19 protein-coding genes are annotated in these 20,614 nt (G+C 40.0%); 13 read left to right on the forward strand and 6 right to left on the reverse strand.

Annotated features, from left to right (window positions below):
• Positions 1–35 precede the first annotated feature (35 nt).
• The 4 genes from clpX to bolA form a co-directional block, all read right to left on the reverse strand.
• A complete protein-coding gene (gene clpX, locus ACTH6U_RS01045) occupies positions 36–1,313 on the reverse strand; it encodes an ATP-dependent protease ATP-binding subunit ClpX (RefSeq protein WP_441831404.1) in 1,278 nt (425 codons plus the stop codon).
• Between the two features lie 120 nt (positions 1,314–1,433).
• Complete coding sequence (gene clpP, locus ACTH6U_RS01050; RefSeq protein ID WP_294108460.1) at positions 1,434–2,054, reverse strand: ATP-dependent Clp endopeptidase proteolytic subunit ClpP; 621 nt, start codon at positions 2,052–2,054, stop codon at positions 1,434–1,436.
• 480 nt (positions 2,055–2,534) lie between these two features.
• The gene (tig, locus tag ACTH6U_RS01055; RefSeq protein ID WP_294108458.1) at positions 2,535–3,839 is read right to left on the reverse strand and encodes a trigger factor; all 1,305 of its coding nucleotides are present in this window, start codon (positions 3,837–3,839) and stop codon (positions 2,535–2,537) included.
• 362 nt (positions 3,840–4,201) lie between these two features.
• Positions 4,202–4,540, reverse strand: coding sequence for a transcriptional regulator BolA (gene bolA, locus ACTH6U_RS01060; RefSeq protein ID WP_434720763.1), 339 nt, complete (start codon positions 4,538–4,540; stop codon positions 4,202–4,204).
• 313 nt (positions 4,541–4,853) lie between these two features.
• Between bolA and ACTH6U_RS01065 the strand changes: the two genes are divergently transcribed.
• The 9 genes from ACTH6U_RS01065 to ACTH6U_RS01105 all read left to right on the forward strand — a co-directional run bounded on the left by ACTH6U_RS01065 (position 4,854) and on the right by ACTH6U_RS01105 (position 15,121).
• Entirely contained in the window at positions 4,854–5,435 is a 582-nt protein-coding gene (locus ACTH6U_RS01065) for a YajG family lipoprotein (protein ID WP_294108453.1), read from the forward strand.
• Between the two features lie 221 nt (positions 5,436–5,656).
• Entirely contained in the window at positions 5,657–7,165 is a 1,509-nt protein-coding gene (gene ampG / locus ACTH6U_RS01070) for a muropeptide MFS transporter AmpG (protein ID WP_434720762.1), read from the forward strand.
• 259 nt (positions 7,166–7,424) lie between these two features.
• Positions 7,425–8,198, forward strand: coding sequence for a nucleoside-specific channel-forming Tsx family protein (locus tag ACTH6U_RS01075; RefSeq protein WP_294108449.1), 774 nt, complete (start codon positions 7,425–7,427; stop codon positions 8,196–8,198).
• 427 nt (positions 8,199–8,625) lie between these two features.
• The gene (gene cyoA / locus ACTH6U_RS01080) at positions 8,626–9,573 is read left to right on the forward strand and encodes a cytochrome o ubiquinol oxidase subunit II (RefSeq protein ID WP_294108447.1); all 948 of its coding nucleotides are present in this window, start codon (positions 8,626–8,628) and stop codon (positions 9,571–9,573) included.
• Between the two features lie 4 nt (positions 9,574–9,577).
• A complete protein-coding gene (gene cyoB / locus ACTH6U_RS01085; protein ID WP_294108443.1) occupies positions 9,578–11,569 on the forward strand; it encodes a cytochrome o ubiquinol oxidase subunit I in 1,992 nt (663 codons plus the stop codon).
• Positions 11,559–12,173 carry a cytochrome o ubiquinol oxidase subunit III gene (locus ACTH6U_RS01090; protein WP_294108441.1) on the forward strand — a complete coding sequence of 205 codons (615 nt, stop codon included), beginning with the start codon at positions 11,559–11,561 and terminating at the stop codon, positions 12,171–12,173. The genes cyoB and ACTH6U_RS01090 overlap by 11 nt, the downstream gene beginning before the upstream one ends.
• Positions 12,174–12,506 (forward strand): cytochrome o ubiquinol oxidase subunit IV, encoded by a 333-nt coding sequence (locus ACTH6U_RS01095; RefSeq protein WP_294108439.1) that lies wholly within the window; start codon positions 12,174–12,176, stop codon positions 12,504–12,506.
• Between the two features lie 12 nt (positions 12,507–12,518).
• A complete protein-coding gene (gene cyoE, locus ACTH6U_RS01100) occupies positions 12,519–13,406 on the forward strand; it encodes a heme o synthase (RefSeq protein WP_294108437.1) in 888 nt (295 codons plus the stop codon).
• A 350-nt stretch (positions 13,407–13,756) separates the two neighbouring features.
• Positions 13,757–15,121: an MFS transporter gene (locus ACTH6U_RS01105; protein ID WP_441831405.1), complete on the forward strand. Its 1,365-nt coding sequence runs from the start codon at positions 13,757–13,759 to the stop codon at positions 15,119–15,121.
• Positions 15,122–15,215: 94 nt separating this feature from the next.
• On the opposite strand, the gene ACTH6U_RS01110 is transcribed toward ACTH6U_RS01105, so the two are convergent.
• Positions 15,216–15,707 (reverse strand): YajQ family cyclic di-GMP-binding protein, encoded by a 492-nt coding sequence (locus ACTH6U_RS01110; RefSeq protein ID WP_294109116.1) that lies wholly within the window; start codon positions 15,705–15,707, stop codon positions 15,216–15,218.
• 250 nt (positions 15,708–15,957) lie between these two features.
• Here ACTH6U_RS01110 and panE point away from each other — a divergent pair, with 250 nt between their 5' ends.
• Both panE and yajL read left to right on the forward strand, forming a co-directional pair.
• A complete protein-coding gene (panE, locus tag ACTH6U_RS01115; RefSeq protein ID WP_294108434.1) occupies positions 15,958–16,869 on the forward strand; it encodes a 2-dehydropantoate 2-reductase in 912 nt (303 codons plus the stop codon).
• On the forward strand, positions 16,832–17,425 hold the full coding sequence (gene yajL / locus ACTH6U_RS01120) for a protein deglycase YajL (protein ID WP_294108432.1): 594 nt from the start codon (positions 16,832–16,834) through the stop codon (positions 17,423–17,425). Before panE ends, yajL begins: the two co-directional genes overlap by 38 nt.
• A gap of 52 nt (positions 17,426–17,477) precedes the next feature.
• Here the strand turns inward: yajL and thiI are convergent, their stop codons facing one another.
• Entirely contained in the window at positions 17,478–18,929 is a 1,452-nt protein-coding gene (gene thiI / locus ACTH6U_RS01125; protein ID WP_294108430.1) for a tRNA uracil 4-sulfurtransferase ThiI, read from the reverse strand.
• A 221-nt stretch (positions 18,930–19,150) separates the two neighbouring features.
• Here thiI and xseB point away from each other — a divergent pair, with 221 nt between their 5' ends.
• Together xseB and ispA are read left to right on the forward strand one after the other, a co-directional pair.
• Entirely contained in the window at positions 19,151–19,402 is a 252-nt protein-coding gene (gene xseB, locus ACTH6U_RS01130) for an exodeoxyribonuclease VII small subunit (protein WP_294109109.1), read from the forward strand.
• 3 nt (positions 19,403–19,405) lie between these two features.
• On the forward strand, positions 19,406–20,323 hold the full coding sequence (gene ispA / locus ACTH6U_RS01135; protein ID WP_441831406.1) for a (2E,6E)-farnesyl diphosphate synthase: 918 nt from the start codon (positions 19,406–19,408) through the stop codon (positions 20,321–20,323).
• Positions 20,324–20,614: the final 291 nt, after the last annotated feature.

Consider the following 20,614-nt stretch of genomic DNA (forward strand, 5'->3'; position numbering starts at 1 on the left):
CATTTTGTCTGATTATTTATTGAACACATTGGGGATTAATTATCGCCAGAAGCCTGTGCATCCGGTTTGCTATAAATAAGCAATGGCTCTGACTGCTCATTAATCACATTCTCATCCACAACAACTTTTTCAACATCACTCATTGAAGGAAGGTCATACATGGTATTTAGCAGCGCGCCTTCTACGATTGAACGTAGACCACGAGCACCTGTTTTACGCACCATTGCCTTTTTGGCAATTGCTTTGAGTGCTTCTTCACGGAACTCAAGTTCAGTTCCTTCAAGATTAAACAGAGCTTGATACTGCTTAGTTAATGCATTTTTAGGCTCTTTCAGAATTTGAATCAGTGCTTCTTCGCTCAGCTCAGTTAAGGTTGCCACAACTGGCAAACGACCTATAAACTCAGGAATTAGACCAAACTTGATCAAATCTTCAGGTTCAGCTTGCGTTAATAATTCACCTTCCGTCGCTTTATCAGATTCGCCTTTCACTTCTGCGGCAAAACCAATACTTGAACGTATATTTAAACGTTGGCTAATTACTTTATCGAGACCCGCAAAAGCACCACCACAAATGAACAAAATTTTAGAGGTATCAACCTGTAAAAACTCTTGTTGAGGATGCTTACGACCACCTTGTGGTGGAACCGCTGCAACCGTGCCTTCGATAAGTTTAAGCAACGCTTGCTGCACACCTTCACCGGATACATCACGTGTAATCGATGGATTATCTGATTTGCGTGAAATTTTATCGATTTCATCGATATAAACAATCCCGCGCTGAGCTTTCTCTACATCATAATCACATTTTTGTAGCAGTTTTTGAATGATATTTTCAACGTCTTCACCCACATAACCGGCTTCGGTTAATGTCGTTGCGTCTGCCATTGTAAATGGAACATCCAAATAGCGTGCGAGTGTTTCTGCCAGCAGGGTTTTACCACTACCTGTTGGACCAATAAGCAAAATATTACTCTTGCCTAATTCAACACCATCGCTCGTTTTATCACCATTACGTAGACGTTTGTAATGATTATAAACAGCTACCGCTAAAACTTTTTTCGCTTTCTCTTGACCAATTACGTAATCATCAAGATGTTGTCTAATTTCATGGGGCGTTGGCAATTCACTACGCTCACGCTGTGGAGCAAGTTCTTTGATCTCTTCGCGGATGATATCGAGACATAAATCTACGCATTCGTCACAAATATAAACTGACGGACCGGCAATCAGCTTACGGGCTTCATGCTGACTTTTTCCGCAGAAAGAACAGTACAATAGCTTACCTGCCCCCTCTTTGCGTTTATCTGTCATCAGTTGACCTCACTTTTATTCATATCGCCTAGTTTCAGTTAATTAACCGTAAAACAAGACAACTAATTTCTAAAAAATTTTATGATATAAACTTATATTTTATACCAAAAAGTAAGCATATTAACGGCTAGTATAGATATGGTCGACTAAACCGTACTCTTTAGCTTCACTAGCAGATAAGAAGCGATCACGCTCAGTATCACGATTAATCTCTTCGATGGATTTACCTGTATGACGAGCCATCAATTCATTCATTCGTGATTTCACTTTTAAAATTTCTTGAGCATGAATTTCAATATCGGTTGCTTGCCCTTGGTAGCCACCTAACGGTTGGTGGATCATCACGCGAGAATTTGGTAAACAAAAACGCTTACCTTCAGTTCCTGCAGTTAGCAAAAATGCCCCCATGGAACATGCTTGTCCCATACAAATAGTACTAACGTCTGGTTTAATAAACTGCATCGTGTCATAAATTGACATACCTGCTGTGATCACACCACCAGGGGAGTTTATATAGAGCTGAATATCTTTTTCTGGATTTTCTGCTTCAAGAAATAGCATCTGAGCGACAATTAAATTCGCCATATGATCTTCCACTTGACCTGTCAGGAAGATAATACGTTCTTTTAATAAACGTGAATAAATATCGTATGAGCGCTCACCTCGAGAGGTTTGCTCAATAACCATTGGCACAAGTGCCATTTGGGATGCTAGCTGCTCTTGACCGCCAAAATGTGACATCAAAATCTCCTATTAAAAACTTTCTGGTGCTTGCGCCTAATTTGCTGTCTGTCCGCCATTTTGGGTTAGAAACCATGCTACAAACAAACAATTTGTCTTTAAAAATTTCTTGAGTCTACCTACTTGAGTCACCCATTTATTTCGTACTTTCAACCAAATTGGCACAAGGTAACGAATTAAATTAGTAGAAATTCAGCTAAGTCTGCTGTCGAAAACAAGACGCTCATTAAAATAGTTTAACACAACTCTGTAGGGTTACACGGATTTATACCGAGGAAAATCCCTACTTGATATTGAAAAATGACAAATTACCTCGTCACGTTTTATCTAATGTGTTGACTCTATAATTAGGGTTTAAATATGATTTTCAAGTGACTTTATCGTAATTAACAAAAAGTCTGAATTTAAAAAGCTTTAATTGACAAAAAACCCGCAGCGAAACACTACGGGTTTATTATTTTGTACAACTAAAAAGAAAAATTAACCAGCTTGAACTTGATTCATCAGTTCAGTGAAGTTAGTTTCTTTTTCAGTTACTTTAGCGGCAGCAAGGATAGTTTCAACTGCTTGCTCTTCTAAAGCTAAGTTACGAACACTGTTCATCAGCTCTTCATTTTTGCTGTAGTATTCGATAACTTCTGATGGATCTTCGTAAGCAGATGCCATTTCTTCGATCAATGTTTTCACACGATCTTCATCAGCTTTCAGCTCGTTCTTGTTGATCACTTCGCCTAACAGCAAACCGATAACAACACGACGTTTTGCTTGTTCTTCGAACAATTCACGTGGTAATTCCATCGCTTGTTGTTCGTTGCCACCAAAACGCTGAGCCGCTTGACGACGCAGAACATCGATTTCACCATCAACAACTGCTGCTGGAACATCAACATTGTTCGCAGCGATCAAGCCATCAAGTACTTGTGCTTTAACACGGTTACGAACTGCATTTTTCAGTTCACGTTCCATGTTTTTACGCACTTCTGTACGCAGACCATCTAAAGAGCCATCTGCAATACCAAAACGCTTGATAAATTCTTCAGTGAATTCAGGTAATTCGCGTTGTTCAACTTTCTTAAGAACGATAGCAAATTTAGCCGCTTTACCTTTTAGGTTTTCAGCGTGGTAATCTTCTGGGAAGTTAACTTCGATGTCGAATTCTTCACCGGCTTTATGACCAACAATACCCTCTTCAAATCCAGGGATCATACGGCCTTCGCCCATAACGAGTGCGAAATCTTCAGCTTTACCGCCTTCGAACTCTTCACCATCGATAGAACCGTTAAAATTAACAGTAACACGAGAATCAGCAGCTGCCGCTTGTTCAACTTCTTTCCATTCTGCTTGTTGTTTACGCAGAGTTTCCAGCATGTTTTCCAGATCTTCATCTTTTACTGAGACAGCTGGCTTTTCAACTTCAATAGTTTCTAAACCTTTCAGTTCGATTTCTGGATAAACTTCAAATTCAACCGAATAAACGAAATCTTTACCTTCATCGAGTTGTTCTGGCTTATAGCTAGGAGCACCCGCTGGATTGATTTTTTGTTCAATGATTGCATTGATAAAGTTACGTTGCATAACATCGCCTAGAACGTCTTGCATAACAGACGAACCATAACGCTGTTTAACGATAGTCATTGGTACTTTTCCTTTACGGAAACCATCAACACGTACTTTCTTAGCAACGCTAACTAGCTCGCTATTTACTGCTTTTTCAATATCAGCGGCAGGAACGGTGATTGTTACACGACGCCCAAGGCCTTGAGTCGTTTCAACAGAAACTTGCATCTTCTTACCTCAAAAAAAATCTTAGTGATCGGTCTACTTCAGAGTTATGCCATTAAATCATTAGTGGCTTTCTCCCTTCCAGAACCGGGGGCATTGTTTTCACAACACTCATCCCTGATATCAGAAGCGTCCCGAAACCTTACTGAAAATTAGACGCAACATTATACCGATGCATGCGCTCTGAGTCGAGAAAAGCCGATAAAAGAAGCGATTAATCCTCTAATTTTGTGACTTTTCTGACTAAAATTCCATTTCTTCAACAAAATTGAAGAAAAATCATTCATCAATTTGATACTAAGTATATTAAAAATGATGAATTTCAGTATTCATATAAAATCAGTTTTCAAAAATAAACTCTCGAATTAGCCGTTAGCTTTACCCGCACCACGACATGCAGGTGATTTCAATGCGGTGTTAGTTAACCCATCCCACTCTTGTGGCGTATACGTATGTAACGCCAAAGCATGGATACTGCCCGCTAATTCGTCTGCTAAAATAGCATAAATTTCTCGATGACGACTAAGCATTCGTTTATTTTCGAACTTTTCACTGACTAAAATGACTTTAAAATGACTTTCTGAACCTGGCAATACATTATGTTGATAGCTTTCGTTTATCACTTCCAAATGAGCAGGTTCAAAAGCCGTGTGTAACTTTTGACTCACACGCGATTGCATATCCTGCGATACATTGGCGACCATAAAAAACTCCTTACTTAGAGGCTTATCTAGTATTGATAAATCCAGTAAACTACACCGCAAGCTATATTGCGAATCACACTATGAGCAACACCAAATCTTGCAATTTTACTGTAGAAAAATCTGATAATTGCAACTTTATATTATGACCGCTTCGCATTTATACGAAGCTTATACGACTTTTTTCAAAAACTGCTGTCTAACAGTTCAAGTAAAATAAACCATATTGCTGTTGCTCTAATTGCATTGCTATAATTGCCGCTATCCGCACCATAGCGGAACATTTTCAATTAGGAAAGATTAACTGGAAAAAATTATGTTAAGAAAACTGTGTTTTCCTCTTTTTGCCTTGTTTTTGCTTGCCGGTTGTACCGCAAGTAATAATACATTATCGCTTGAACCCAAGATTACCTTACCTGCTAAAAATCCAACACTGAATGCAACATCAATCAGTGTGAGTAGCGTTGATAATCGTACTCAAAAATCATTAGCTGAAGTTAACCGCGATGGTAGCTTAGTTGTACTTAATCCGTCTCGTGACCCACGCTATTTGATGCAAGAAGCAGTAGAAAAACAGATGGCAGCACGTGGTTTTATGGTCACATCACCTGCAAATATTAACTTAGTTGTTCAATTGAATAAGTTAGATGCCAAAGTTACTGAAGGAAGCCTACGCCACAATATCACCGTCAATTCAAGTGTAAGTGTCAATGCGACTGCCCCTAATGGCTCAACAAAAACACGTTCATTTACCCGTAACTTTAATACGCAAGAACTGCTAGGCGCGACGAATGCAAAAATTCAAGCGGCCATAAACAGTGCTCTTAGCGATTTAATTACCGATATGGCGAATGACCAAGAATTAACTGATTTTATCAGACAAAATTCTCGCTATTAATAATTACAAATATCGCTGTTTAACATAAGCTCTCCCAAGAAGCATATAATAAGAATGCGACTTGGGTAGCGCAATGTTGTACTGCCTTTTATACCAATATGCTGAAACACGACATATAACGAGAATTACTCTAATTAATTTCATGTTGCCAGTAGAAAGAAAATGAGTGAAGCCAAGACCCCTGTAGCGCGAATAAAACAGGTGTCGGTAAAAGGAAGAATATGCCACGCACCACCTTCAGACTACCTAACAACATTATATTAATACTATTGGGATTCGCTTCTGGCTTACCATTGGCACTTACTGCAGGCACATTACAAGCGTGGTTAACGGTTGAGAATGTGGATATCCGTACCATTGGTTTTTTCTCTCTCGTTGGTCAAGCTTATGTTTTAAAATTTTTGTGGTCTCCAATGATGGATCGCTACACTCCATCCTTTTTAGGTCGACGTCGAGGTTGGTTACTAACCACTCAAATTTTACTCATTATTAGTATTGCAACAATGGGTTTCATGAACCCTTCGCAACATTTATGGTGGCTTGCTTCATTAGCCGTCATTGTGGCATTTTGTTCCGCATCACAAGATATCGTATTCGATGCTTATAAAACTGACTTATTAAGCGCCGAAGAACGTGGTCTTGGAGCCGCAACATCTGTAATGGGCTATCGCATCAGCATGCTCGTTTCTGGTGGTCTTTCCCTTTGGCTAGCTGACAAGTTTCTGACATGGCAACAACTTTACTTGCTGATGGCAGGACTAATGCTTATCGGTGTGATTGCAACATTACTCGCCAAAGAGCCCACCGAAAATATCGCGCCCCCCGCCTCACTCAAAGATGCTATTTATGAGCCTCTCGCCGAATTTTTTAGTCGTAACAATGCATGGTTAATCTTATTGCTACTGGTTTTTTATAAGATGGGTGATGCCTTTGTAATGGCGTTAAATACCAATTTCTTATTGAATGCGTTAGGTTTTAGTTTAAGTGAAGTTGGTACCGTCAATAAAACAGTTGGGATGGCTGCAACAATTGTTGGAGCGCTTCTTGGTGGTTATCTAATGAAGAATATGAGCTTATTTAAAGCGCTATTCGTCTTTGGGGTCTTACAAGGCGTTTCTAATATTGGTTATTGGTTTCTGGCAGTCACGCCGCCGAATATCATTAGTATGGGTTCAATCATTTTTCTTGAAAATATTTTTTCTGGAATGGGAACCGCAGCGTTTGTTGCCCTTTTAATGACCTTATGTAATAAATCATTGTCAGCGACTCAATTTGCCCTTCTTTCTGCCTTATCTGCTGTTGGACGTGTCTATATTGGTCCTATTGCCAGTATTTTTGTAAGCACCTATGGTTGGCCACTCTTTTATTTAATTTCAATTGGTGTCGCTGTGCCAGGAATATTATTACTTCTGGCTTGCCGAACATCCTTAGTTTACACGCAAACGACTGGGCTATTCCAACGTCGCGAACAATATCCAAGTGGCTATAAAATTGCAGTCTATACCTTACTTACGGCAGTGAGCTTTCTAGCAATATGGCTACTAACCCTGCTTGTTTGTTCATTTAGCGGCGTAAAAATTTATTTATTTACAACACAGATATCATTTTGGCTTAACCTGCCTTACTACCAAAATATTATTTTCAATATCGGGGTTTCTATCGGTGCGTTGAGTTTGATCATCGGTGGTAGCTTAGACTTCTTAGCTGTACGTAAAATCGTCAAACAGTAAATCATCTATTCATAACATTAATTACCTAAGCCAATGCTATTAGTTTAGGTAATTTAATTCATCAATGAAAATCAGCCTCATCAATACAAACCATCTTCCACGCTCAAATATCGTGATAAAACTCACTTTTTCAAACCAATATGTTTTTTAATTGTTATTTAAAAGTCTAATATCTTGTTAATTTGACGATGGCTGAATGTCAAAAACAAACGTCATAAAATGATAAACTTCGTTAATAATTAAATGAAAATAATATATCATGATAAAAAAACTACTCTGCACTGCTGCCATAGCGTCTCTCGCAGGTAATGCGAACTCTGAAGAGTTTCTCGGATATCAAAATGGCTTTGCTGATATCAATGTTAACTATTTGGATTGGTCACATCGCACAGAAACCAAATCTGAACACACTACACGCAAAAAAGACTTTGCTTATATTGAATTGGAGGGCGGAGCTAATTTTAAATGGGGGGAATTATATGGTTTTTTTGATGTTGAAAATCCACTTCATCAGCGTCGGACAGAGCCTGGACGTAATCAGCGCTATACCATCAAAACAACTGGACGCGTTTATTTAGGTGATAGCGGACTCAACCTTTATGGACATGTTTATGGTACTTGGTCGATGCCGGGCGCAAAATATGGTGGCAACTTTCACGAGGTAAACACCCTATATGGGCTAGGCTATAACACCGTCATTGGCGATCTGTGGTTTAAACCCTTTATTGCACTTCATTATGTCGATCAAACTTATTACTCAGGGAACAATGGCTATGTTGTTGGCTGGGTTGCGGGCTATAACTTTAAGATGTTTGAAGAGAATTTCATGATTACCAACTGGCATGAAATGGAGTTTTCTCGTCATAAACGCTATGGTAATGGCGGTCGAGATGGAATAAACGGTGCTTTAGCTTTTTGGTGGAATGCGACGCCTAACTTAGCCGCTGGTGTGCAATATCGTTATGCTGATAATAAATTAGGTGATAATTTTTACCAAGATGCGATCGTTTACACATTAAAGTATACGTTCTAACTTTCCATAAGAAAATTATATTCAATTATAATAAATCTGTTTTTTATCAATAAAGTAATAATATTACTTTACTATTTTACCGATAAGGTACTGATTTCCTCCTTATCGGTAGTAAAAAACGTATTTTCCACTACCATTTTATTTAACATTCATATCAGTTTTCATTTTTTTTCTTCTCTTTTGTATATATTTTTCCTTGTAAAATTACTAAGATAATTTACTATTAGTGTCGTTTTATCAATATATACTTATAATCCGCATCAATTTTAACTGTTTTGATATAAGTTCTTTACATGTGATCATATTAACATAAAGAGCTAACAATTCAGTTTCTTTGCCTTACAATCATTTACACTAGCATAACCTTACCGTAAAATACCCGTACTGATGAAACGACAATTAGAATCTTTGTCATTTGGGGTCGTGGATGAGACTTATGAACTACAAAAAAAGTATTGGAGCAATCTCACTGGTTGTAGCAGCCTTACTATTAGGCGGTTGTGATATGGTGTTGATGGACCCAAAAGGCGCCGTTGGCGTTAAACAAAAAGAGCTAATTCTTATTGCAGTTGGCTTAATGCTCCTTGTTGTGATCCCTGTTATCTTTATGGCATTTATTTTTGCTATGAAATACCGTGAATCCAATAAGTCAGCAACCTATCGTCCTAACTGGGCTCACTCAAATAAAATTGAGCTAGTCTGCTGGACTGTTCCTATCATTATTATCATTATTCTCGGTACCATTACTTGGAAAACGACGCATGAGCTGGATCCGTATCAGCCATTAGTTAGTGATCAGGAACCTATTACCATTGAAGTTATTTCTGCCGACTGGAAATGGATATTTATTTATCCAGAGCAAGGTATTGCAACAGTTAACGAAATCGCATTCCCTACTGGTGTGCCTGTAAACTTCAAAATCACGTCTGATTCGGTGATGAACTCGTTCTTCATTCCATCTTTGGGTGGCCAAATCTACGCGATGGCGGGTATGCAAACTAAACTTCACTTAATCGCTAATGAACCTGGCACCTATAAAGGCTTCTCTGCAAGCTATAGTGGCAAAGGCTTCTCCGATATGAAGTTCAATGCAATTGCAACTCCTGACCGCCAAGGCTTCGAAGAGTGGGTACAAAAGGTGAAAACTTCACCTAAAACCATGGATACAATGCAGGCATTTGATGAAGTCGCTAAGCCTAGCATTAACGTTCCTGTTACCTACTTCTCTAGCGTGAAACCTAAACTGTATGACGAAATTGTTCTCAAGTTTGGTCATGAACACCATCAAGGTCACGCGCCTGTAGAAACGACTAAAGAATCTACAGATCAATCTATGCATATGGGCCATAATGCTCATGCAGGCGCTGAGGAATAAGGGCATGTTCGGAAAATTAACACTAGATGCAATTCCACTTCATGAGCCAATTATTGTTATCACACTGATCGCTATTGTCCTAGGTGGACTAGCATTACTGGGTGTGATTACCTATTTTGGTAAATGGAAATGGTTGTGGAAAGAGTGGCTAACAACAGTTGACCACAAAAAAATTGGTATCATGTATATCATCGTTGCGATGGTTATGTTGTTCCGCGGCTTTGCGGATGCCATCATGATGCGTGGTCAGCAAGTTCTAGCCTCTGCTGGCCAAGAAGGTTATTTAAACCCTCATCACTATGACCAAATCTTTACCGCACACGGCGTTATCATGATTTTCTTCATGGCAACTCCATTTGTTGTTGGTTTGATGAACTTTGTAGTTCCTCTGCAAATTGGTGCTCGTGACGTTGCCTTCCCATTCCTAAACTCATTGAGCTTCTGGTTCTTTGTTGTTGGTGTTGTACTTATCAACATCTCTTTAGGGGTTGGCGAATTCGCACAAACAGGTTGGTTAGCTTACCCACCACTATCTGGCTTGGAGTACAATCCTGGCGTCGGGGTCGATTACTGGCTTTGGAGTCTACAGATATCCGGTATAGGTACATTATTGACAGGTGTTAACTTCTTCGCGACGATTATCCGTATGCGTGCACCAGGTATGTCGATGATGAAAATGCCTGTCTTTACTTGGACAGCATTTTGTACCAACATCCTAATTATTGCAGCTTTCCCTATTTTAACAGTTACCCTCACGTTACTGACATTAGACCGCTATATTGGCACTCATTTCTTCACGAATGATATGGGTGGCAACATGATGATGTACATTAACTTGATTTGGGCTTGGGGACATCCTGAAGTTTATATCCTTGTACTGCCTGTATTTGGTGTATTCTCAGAAGTTGCAGCAACATTCTCCAAAAAACGTCTATTCGGTTATACCTCTTTGGTTTGGGCAACAATCGCCATTACCGTGATGTCATTCGTCGTTTGGCTACACCACTTCTTTACCATGGGGTCTGGTGCAAACGTCAATGCCTTCTTTGGTGTTGCAACCATGATTATCGCAATCCCAACTGGGGTTAAGATTTTCAACTGGCTGTTCACCATGTACCAAGGTCGTATCGAATTAAAATCCCCAATGTTATGGACTATCGGTTTTATCATCACCTTCTCAGTTGGTGGTATGACAGGTGTTCTATTAGCCGTTCCGGGTGCAAACTTCGTTCTACATAACAGCCTATTCTTAATTGCTCACTTCCATAACGTAATTATCGGTGGTGTTGTATTCGGTTGTTTTGCTGGTATGACTTACTGGTTCCCGAAAGCATACGGTTTCTCATTAAATGAGAAATGGGGTGTTCGCGCATTCTGGTTCTGGATTATCGGTTTCTTCTTAGCATTTATGCCGCTATATATCCTAGGCTTCATGGGTATGACTCGTCGCCTAAGCCAGAATATTGATCCTGCTTACCACGCAATGCTCGTAACTGCTGCAGTTGGTGCTGCGGTCATTGCACTTGGTATTGCATGTCAGGTAATTCAAGTCATTGTCAGTATTCGTGACCGCCATGCTAACCGTGATTTAACCGGTGACCCATGGGGTGGACGTACACTGGAGTGGGCAACCTCTTCTCCACCACCATTCTATAACTTCGCCGTTGAACCACATATTCAAACGCGTGATGCTTGGTGGGATATGAAAGAAAAAGGTACCGCTCATAAAAAACCAACTTCATATGAAGAAATTCATATGCCAAAAAATACAGGCGCTGGCGTAATTATCGCTGCATTTAGCTTGTTATTAGGTTTCGCAATGATCTGGCACATCTGGTGGCTCGCAATCGTTGGTTTTGGTGGCATGATTGTTACTTGGATTGCAAAAAGCTTCGACGAAGATGTTGATTACTACGTACCTGTGGCTGAAATCGAGCAAATCGAGAATAAGCACTTTGAAGAATTACGTAAGGCAGGTGTGAACGATGTCAACTAATACAGTGACTAATCAAAACTTAGCCCATGCAGAGCATGGGCATCATGATGCAGGCGGAACTAAAGTCTTTGGTTTCTGGATCTACATAATGAGTGACTTGATCCTGTTTGCCTGCCTATTTGCAACCTATGTTGTTTTGGCTGATGGCACTGCTGGTGGCCCTGCAGGTAAAGACATCTTCAGTCTGAAGTTCGTATTAGGTGAAACATTCTTACTGTTAGTCAGTAGTATCACTTACGGCTTCGCGATGATTGCCATGCACAGAGGCAAAATTGCATTCGTCAATTTATGGCTGTTTGCAACGTTCTTACTGGGTCTTGGCTTCGTATTTATGGAAGTCTATGAGTTCCATGAGCTTATCTCTGAAGGCTTTGGTCCTGATCGCAGTGGCTTCTTATCTGGATTCTTCGCTTTAGTTGCTACGCATGGTCTGCACGTCACCGCAGGTCTGATTTGGATTATCATCATGATGATCCAAGTTTCTCGCCGTGGTCTAACTGAAGTCAACAAGACGCGTCTAAATTGCCTTAGCCTGTTCTGGCACTTCTTAGATGTTGTTTGGATCTGTGTATTTACCGTTGTTTATCTGCTGGGGGCAATTTAAATGAGTCATGCAAAAGATGCTCATACCGGAGCAAGCCACGGTAGCGTTAAGACTTACATGATTGGTTTTATTCTGTCTATTATCCTGACAGTAATTCCTTTCTGGATGGTGATGGAAGGTACTGCATCACAAGCCGCAATCCTTTGGACTGTTGTTGGGATGGCTGTTGTGCAAATCTTTGTTCACCTTATATGCTTCTTACACATGAACACATCATCAGATGAGCGATGGAACCTCGTAGCATTCCTGTTCACTATGCTAATCGTCGGTATCGTTGTAATTGGCTCTCTGTGGATTATGTACAACCTGAACATCAATATGATGCTCGACTAAAGAGTTGCCATTATGTTTAAGAAATACCTGCAAGTGACCAAACCAGGAATTATCTTCGGAAATCTGATTTCTGTGATCGGCGGTTTTCTCCTTGCCTCAAAAGGCTCGATAGATTATCCGCTGTTTATTGCGACTTTGCTGGGTGTATCACTGGTCGTGGCTTCTGGTTGTGTTTTCAACAACTACATTGACCGTGATATTGACCGTATCATGGAAAGAACCAAGAATCGCCCTTTAGTTAAAGGGCTGATTGACCCGAAAGTTAGTCTGATTTACGCAACTGTGTTAGGTATTGCAGGTGTTGTGCTGCTACTCGTAGCAGCTAATGCACTGGCAATGCTATTGGCGATAATTGGTTTCATTGTTTATGTTGGCGTTTATAGCCTTTATATGAAACGTAAATCAGTATATGGCACATTAATTGGCAGCCTTTCTGGCGCAGCACCACCGGTTATCGGTTACTGCGCAGTCACAAATGAATTTGATGCAGGTGCTCTTATCCTGTTATTAATCTTCAGCTTGTGGCAAATGCCGCATTCCTATGCCATTGCCATTTTCCGCTTTAAGGATTATCAGGCAGCTAACATTCCGGTTCTGCCGGTTATCAAGGGAATATCTGTCGCTAAAACACATATCTTCTTGTACATCCTAGCGTTTATGGTCGCAACGTTAATGTTGGCAATCAGTGGGTACGCTGGTTATAAATATTTAATAGTTGGTGCAGCAGTGAGCTTATGGTGGCTTGGCATGGCTATTTCGGGTTTCAAAACCGAAAATGATGACCGTGTTTGGGCAAGAAAATTGTTCATCTTCTCAATTGTTGCGATAACTTCGCTAAGTGTGATGATGTCAATCGACCCTATCGTTTCAAGCGATACTGTTATAGCACTCGTTAGATAATTTATTCATCATTAATGATAAGCATATATAAATGGCGGGGGCTTCCCTGCCATTTTTATTTATCTCTAACTGCTTTTGCAACTCACTTTTACTTATTCTACCTATCTATATTAATCTATTTTATGGTTAAATAGCCGCTTGCTATTTATAAGCTAGATATTAAATGCACTATTAAAAATGCTAATAGCTTGATTTAAATTATTTTTGCTACAACATAACGTGTTTATTCAAAATAGTTCGTGTTGTAGCAAGGCGGCAAACGAGGATACCTTAGGGAGCATACATAAGTATGTGACCTAAGTAGCCAAGAGAAGCCAACACCGCTACAGCACGAAATATGAAGAATAAAAATGAATGATAACAAAATGACCCCCCTAGAACTCCGCGCCACTTGGGGACTGGGTTCTATTTTCTCCCTTCGCATGCTTGGCATGTTTATGGTCTTACCTATTTTGACCAGTTATGGCTTACATTTGCAGGGAGCCAGTGAATTTTTAGTGGGTGTTGCTATTGGTATTTATGGTTTAAGCCAAGCACTATTCCAAATCCCTTTTGGCTTGATGTCTGACAAAATAGGCCGTAAACCCTTAATTATTTTTGGTTTAGTCATCTTTATTATTGGTAGTGTTGTTGCCGCCCTCAGTGATTCTATATGGGGAATTATTATTGGTCGCGCATTACAAGGGGCTGGTGCAATTTCAGCTGCGGTAATGGCTCTTCTTTCAGACTTAACCCGTGAACAGAATCGAACCAAAGCCATGGCCTTTTTAGGCATTAGCTTTGGGGTAACCTTTGCGATCGCCTTAGTATTAGGGCCTATCATCACGCATATGGTTGGATTAAGCGGACTATTTTGGGGAATTACGCTACTGGCCATTGGTGCCATCGTTGTGACGATTTTCGTCGTACCCAATAGCAGTCATCATATAGTGAACCGTGAGTCTGCTTTTGTAAAAAGTAACTTAAAAACCGTGCTGATGCATCCGCCACTACTTAAGCTTAATATCGGTATTTTATGTTTGCACGCACTCTTGATGTCGAGCTTTGTTGCACTTCCGTTGATCATGACCGACGCAGGTTATTTAGCCAAAGATCATTGGAAAGCCTATTTGATCACCATGTTAATCGCCTTTGTCACTGTATTGCCTTTTATTATCTACGCAGAAAAATACCGCAAAATGAAGCAGGTTTTCCTATTTTGCATTGTGGTTCTGGCACTTGCGGAAGTGACGTTGTGGTTATCTGGCAGCCATTTATGGGTAATTTTTATCGGTATTCAACTCTTTTTCATTGCATTCAATGTGATGGAAGCAATTTTACCTTCGCTCATCAGCAAAGAAGCGCCGGCGGGTTATAAAGGTACTGCGATGGGTGTTTACTCTACCAGCCAATTTTTAGGTGTCGCTATCGGTGGAATTTTAGGTGGATGGCTATATGACTTTGATGGTGCAAGCACAGTATTTATCAGTGGGTTAGTGCTCACTATTGTGTGGTTCATTATCAGCCTAACAATGCAACAACCCCCTTATGTCAGCAGTATTCGCTTAATATTGCCCCATCGCTTTAAAAATATAGCGCGACTTCAGCAACAGCTTGAGTCTCAAGAAGGAGTAATGGAAGTCGTGATAATTGATGAAGAAATGAGCGTTTATGTCAAAATTGATAGAAAAGTGATTTCGCGGGAACAACTCGAAGCAATTATTCACGCTGATTAACATTTATTCGTCTTCAAACTATTCTTTTTAAATGCATTATTTTTAACTAAATTAGCCCACATAAAGTGGGCTAATCGAAAATCAATCGTGTAAATTAATCGCGGAAATTATTAAATTGGAACGGTTGACCTAAATCACCAGAACGCACTAACGCCATAACCCCTTGTAGGTCATCGCGCGCTTTCCCAGTCACACGGACTTGCTCACCTTGAATTTGCGCTTGAACTTTTAATTTACTGTCTTTAATCAGTTTAATGATTTTTTTCGCGGTCGCAGCATCAATACCTTCTTGTAGAGTAACCTCTACACTATAGGTTTTACCACTATGGACAACGTCTTCAGGCACTTTAAGTACCGCGCCATCAATACCACGTTTTGACATTTTTTCTCGTAGAATATCAATCAACTGAAGAACCTGAAAGTCTGACGCACTGGTCACTTTTATAGATTCATTTTTTTCGTTCAATTCAATGCTAGCTTCTACGTTTTTAAAATCCCAACGGGTTGTAAGCTCGCGCTGAGCATTTTCTACCGCATTACGGACTTCATTCATTTCAACTTCAGATACAATATCAAATGATGGCATATTAAGGCCTCCTGATAATCAATGTTGTGCGCATAATAACGTTTTTAGTTGCCATACTTCAAGTTGTTGCGCGAGCTGTTGCATTGTTAGCTGCTCTTATTCACTTATCTGTGCTCTGTGAGTCTCATTCATTTACTCTCTTCCTACAACTTGAATTCGTTAGAGTATATACTGGATATCTATCTGATAGACTTTACAAGGTAAAGTTTAGATAGCCTATTTCAAAGTGGTATTATTTTAGAGGGGCCCGATGAAAATAACCCTTATTGGTTGCGGTGCGATAGGTAAGCTCTGGCTTGCTTCGCTGACCTTGCAAGGCCATGATACCCAAGGCTGGTTACGTATTGCTCAACCGGATTTATTTGTTGATGTCAATGAGCCCGATGGCCGTACTTTTCGCGAACTCATTCCTTGTAATAATATTAATCACCTTAATACCAGCGAGTTAGTGATTGTCTGTCTAAAAGCGTGGCAAGTTTCTGATGCATTGCTGCCACTACTTAGCAGTATTCCTGAAACTAGCCCCATTTTACTGCTCCATAACGGAATGGGGACAATTGAAGAGCTCGGCGCTTTACGACACCCATTTTTAAGTGGGGTAACAACTCATGCTGCTTGGCAAGAGCACAACCAAGTCTTTCATGTTGCTAATGGTATTACTCATATTGGTGCCGTCAATTCTCAAGCTGAATTTTATTACCCTATTGCTGATGTCCTACATGAAGCCTTACCTGACGTTGCATGGCACAATCAAATTATAACGACCTGTTGGCGAAAGTTAATTGCAAACTGCGTGATAAATCCGCTCACTGTCGAATATAATGATAAAAATGGTGCGCTTATTCATCACGTTAAACAAGTTGAACGCATTATTGATGAAATTTGTCAGGTCATGACCGCTGAAGGATTACATACCGACAAAGCCGAACTTACCGAGTACATTTATGGCATCATTGATAATACAAAAGATAACTATTCATCAATGCTGCAAGACATTCGTAATCATCGGCGCACAGAAATTGATTACATTACTGGATATTTGATAAAGCAAGCCAGAGCTCATGGTCTCCAAACGCCGGAAAATGACCGTTTATATCACTTAGTTAAAAATAGAGAACAACAATATGACGGCTTCAGTTCTAATATGCGTAGCCAATGGTAGTGAAGAAATAGAAACAGTCACTACGGCTGATTTACTTGTCAGAGCTGGTATACAAGTGACGCTAGCTAGCGTCACCGAAGATAGCTCCGTTGAAATTACTGCATCAAGAGGAATGAAGTTTATTGCGGATACCCCACTAATCAATGTGGCGGATGAGCCTTTTGATGCCATCGTATTACCCGGAGGACTCGCGGGTGCTGAGGTTTTTCGTGATAGTCCTTTAGTGGTTGAAAAAGTACGACGCATGCATCTTGATGGTAAAATTGTGGCCGCAATTTGTGCAGCTCCAGTCGTGGTTTTAGAATATCACCAGTTATTTCCATTCGGTAATATGACCGCCTTCCCGACATTGAAAGATAAAATTCCAACGAATAGATGGGTCGATAAACGTGTTTACTTCGATGAGCGCGTTAACTTGTTAACCAGCCAAGGTCCTGCAACCTCATTTGATTTTGCATTAAAACTGATTGAATTATTACTTGGTCGAAAAATTGCTGGCGAGGTTGCATCACAATTGGTTTTACCCAACGGGATCAATGATTATTTAGAAGATTAGTACCTTAAAAAGAGCAGGTTTATTGGTTCCCCTGCTCTTTTTAAATAAGCGATTACGGACGATAAACTTTAATATTATCAAACCCTTGTTCTTTCAAGTATAGCGCTTGCAAACGGCTCATGACCCCACGATCGCAATACAACAAATAGGTTTTTTCTTTCGGTAAATCACCGAACTGCGTACTTAAACGGTAAAACGGAATGTGTTTAACTTCAATACCGTCAATCACCAAAGGCTTATCTTCATGTTCATCCGGTGAGCGGATATCTAAGACGACTTCATTAGCCGCGGATAAATCACTAACCATTTCAACTTCAGGCACCTTCTCAAGGCTTTCCTGCGCGATTTGGCGAATATCAATATTTTGTGATTGCTGAACAACCGCATCTAAAATACTAAAATCAAAGTTAGCTTCTTCCGCTTCAATTTTAGCTTTAACCGCTTTAACTGTTGGACTTTTTGAGATAACGCCACAATATTCAGGCATCGTTCTTGAAAACTCTTCAGTTCCAATCTGGCGAGCTACTTTAATAATGTGCTCTTTATCATGGGAAATAAGTGGTCTTAAAATCAAGGTATCAGAGGCATTATCGATAAGACGCAAATTAGTCAGTGTTTGGCTAGAAACTTGCCCTAACGCTTCACCGGTGACAATCGCTTGAACACCATAACGTTCAGCAACTTTAGATGCAGCGCGAACCATCATGCGCTTAAGCACAACGCCCATCTGACCGTCATCAACTTTTTCTAAAATTTCAGCGACAACAGGTTCAAAGTTAACCGAAATAAAACGAACTTTGTGCGAGCTACCAAAACGATTCCATAAATAGTGCGCAATTTGCTTCACACCAATTTCATGTGCCGCACCACCAAGATTAAAGAAGCAGTAGTGAACACGGCAACCGCGGCGCATCAACATATAGCTAGAAACACCAGAGTCAAATCCACCTGAAATTAAGGATAAAACATCTTCTTGAGTTCCAATGGGGAAACCACCAATTCCTTCAATACGCGCTTTAACTAAAATAAGATTTTCATCTTCAATTTCTAAATGCACAGTTGTATCAGGATCAGTCAGTTTAACTTTTGCTGTCGCAATGTGTTGATTTAACCCACCGCCAATATAACGCTCTGCCTCAATCGAGGTAAATTCATGTTTACCTCTACGTTTTACTCGAACACAAAAGGTTTTATTTTCAAGTGAAGGCGCATAATATTCATACACCATCTCATAGATATGGTGCAAGCTGGTGAAGGGTTTATCTTCCACTTCAAGAATATGGTGAATACCAGGAATACGACTTAGCATATCGCAAATTTCGTCGTGTTGTGTTTCCCCTTTTACACGCACTTCAATGTTATCCCAATGACGGACAACTGCGATTTCTTCACCAAACGGTTTAAGGACATTACGGATACTACTGGTTAGGATTTTAATGAATCGTATTCTAACAGTCTGGCTTTTAATGGTAATTTCTGGGAATAACTTAATGATAAACTTCATAATAGCGGCATGTTCAAGGTTATAGGGAAAAACGAACGTATTTTAAACGCGACACACGTACACTTTACCGATTGTCAATAATGGGAAGCATTATAACACTATCTTGCGCGGCGAATCTAAAAACACCAATAATAAATTGTAACCACGCCGAGACTGCGTTAGTCTGCTAAACAATTAAAATACCTTCGAACAAGTGATTTAACATTACTGGTTAATGAATGATGGCTAAAGAAAAATCCCAAAAAGTTCCAACTGTTAGTTTTGAAAACTCGCTAAAAGAGCTTGAGCAAATCGTTGCTCGCCTTGAGTCTGGCGATCTTCCATTAGAAGATGCGCTAAATGAGTTTGAACGCGGTGTTCAAATTGCTAAGCAGGGCCAAAAAGTCTTACAACAAGCAGAACAACGTGTTCAAATTCTGCTTAGTGATGATGAAAATAAACCCCTTGATGATTTTTCACCTGATACAGAATAAATTATGTCCGAAAAATACCTAAATAATTTCGTTCAGCAACAGCAACAAGCCCACGAAAGAGTTAATCAATATTTATTAACAGCCTTAGATGCATTACCTTTTGCTGATTTACCTTTAGCTCAAGCAATGAAATATGGCACGTTATTGGGTGGAAAACGTTTACGCCCATTTTTAACCTATGCTGTAGGTTCAATGCTGGGTGTATCCCAAGAAAACTTAGATGTGCCAGCTGCTGCCGTTGAATGCATTCATGCTTATTCGTTAATTCATGACGATTTACCTGCTATGGATGACGACGACCTACGCAGAGGTCAACCGACTTGTCATATCAAGTTTGGTGAAGGTAATGCAGTTTTAGCGGGTGATGCCCTACAAACATTAGCCTTTCAATTATTGTCATCAGCACAAATGCCAGATGTTTGCGACAAAGACAGAATTGCAATGATTGTAGAGCTATCTTATGCAAGTGGCCTCGCAGGTATGTGTGGCGGACAAGCTTTAGATCTTGATGCAGAAGGTAAACGCGTTGATCTTGCTGCCCTAGAACGTATTCATCAACATAAAACAGGCGCACTCATTCGCTCAGCAATTCGTTTAGGCGCATATTCTGCAGGTGAAAAAGGTCATTTATTATTACCGGCTTTAGATAAATATGCTGAATCTATCGGCCTTGCCTTTCAGGTCCAAGACGATATCCTAGACGTTATTGGCGACAGTTCGGTGACAGGTAAGCGTCAAGGTGCAGATGCTGAACATGAGAAAAGTACTTATCCATCCCTGTTAGGCCTTGAATCTGCACAACAAAAAGCACGTGAGCTTTATCATAATTCAATTGCAGCTTTAGAGACTATCCAATCGCAAGGCTATAATATAGAAATGCTGAAAGCTTTAGCTAATTTCATTATTGAGCGTAAAAGCTGACAATATGCTTTGCCTTTTGGCATTCATAAGGCCGATAATTACAACATTATTACCCGATGTAATTTAAATTGTATGACGGGTTATACCCTAATAATTCAAATTGTAGGTAGACCTATCCCGAGGAGCATACAAAGGTATGTGACTTGGGTGGCATAGCGAAACCAACGCCCCTACAGCTTAAAGTATGACGGGTTATACCCTAAATAATTCAAGTTGTAGGTAGGCGGTAAGCGAAGCTATCCCGAGGAGCATACAAAGGTATGTGACTTGGGTGGCATAGCGAAACCAACG

Origin of the sequence: Providencia sp. (assembly GCF_052096715.1) — a bacterium.
GTDB lineage: Bacteria > Pseudomonadota > Gammaproteobacteria > Enterobacterales > Enterobacteriaceae > Providencia.